This is a genomic window from Stenotrophomonas pictorum JCM 9942 (assembly GCF_001310775.1).
Classification (GTDB): domain Bacteria; phylum Pseudomonadota; class Gammaproteobacteria; order Xanthomonadales; family Xanthomonadaceae; genus Stenotrophomonas; species Stenotrophomonas pictorum.
Map to the genome: position 1 here is coordinate 1 of NZ_BAZI01000621.1, position 1,098 is coordinate 1,098.

The 1,098-nt window shown below is 67.5% G+C and carries 1 protein-coding gene; it reads left to right on the forward strand.

Annotation, left to right across the window (positions count from 1 at the left end; genetic code table 11):
• The coding region (locus JCM9942_RS16575; RefSeq protein ID WP_157723022.1) for an HAD-IC family P-type ATPase at window positions 1-1,098 on the forward strand (1,098 nt) is incomplete at both ends.

Below are 1,098 nucleotides of genomic sequence, written 5' to 3' on the forward strand. Positions count from 1 at the left end.
CGGCACGCGATGCTGCACGCCGCGGCGCGCGACATGGGCCGCCGCTTCCTGGTCGCCCTCGCCTTCGCGATCCCGGTATTCGTGTGGTCGCCCATGGGCGGGCTGATAGAGCCGCCGCCGGTGCCGTTCGGACTGCGCGAGAACGTCTGGTTGTTCCTGCTGGCGACCGGCGCCGTGCTGTATCCGGGCTGGCCATTCTTCAGCGCCGCGATCCGGTCCCTGCGACGGGGTGTGCTGGACATGGCGGTCCTGGTGCTCCTGAGCGTGGGCACAGGTTACGGTTTCAGCATCGCGTCGACGTTCTTCTTCGACGGGCCGAACTTCTACGAGGCCTCGGCCGTCCTGCTGACCTTCGTCCTGCTTGGCCACTGGCTCGAGATGCGGGCTCGCGCCGGCGCCTCGGACGCCATGAAAGCGCTGCTGAAGCTGTCCCCACCCCGCGCGGTCGTCCGGCGCGAGGGGCAGGAGCTCGACATTCCCACCGCTGAAGTGCTGGTCGGCGAGACCGTGATCGTGCGGCCCGGGGCGAAGATCCCGGTCGATGGCATCGTGACGGAAGGCAGCTCTCAGGTCGACGAATCCATGCTGACCGGCGAGTCGATGCCGGTGCGCAAGGATCCCGGAGAGTCCGTCGTCGGCGGATCGATCAACAAGAGCGGCGCATTCGCCTACACCGCCACCAAGATCGGCAGCGACACGGCACTGGCGCAGATCATCAAGCTGGTCCAGACCGCGCAGAACTCCAAGGCGCCCGCGCAGCTGCTCGCCGACCGCGCCTCGCAATGGCTGGTGCTGGCTGCGATCGTGATCGGGCTGCTGACCTTCGCGGTCTGGTTCTGGTGGCTGGGACAGCCGCTGCTGTTCGCGCTCACGCTGACGATCACCGTCTTCGTCATCGCCTGCCCCGATGCACTCGGTTTGGCCACGCCGATGGCGATCATGATCGGCACTGGCCTGGGGGCACGACACGGCATCCTCTTCAAGCATGCCGAATCGATTGAGAAGAGCGCACGCCTGGACGTGGTGATCTTCGACAAGACCGGCACCCTGACGGTCGGCGCCCCCGAGGTGGTCGACATGGCGGTCGCGCCGGGCTGG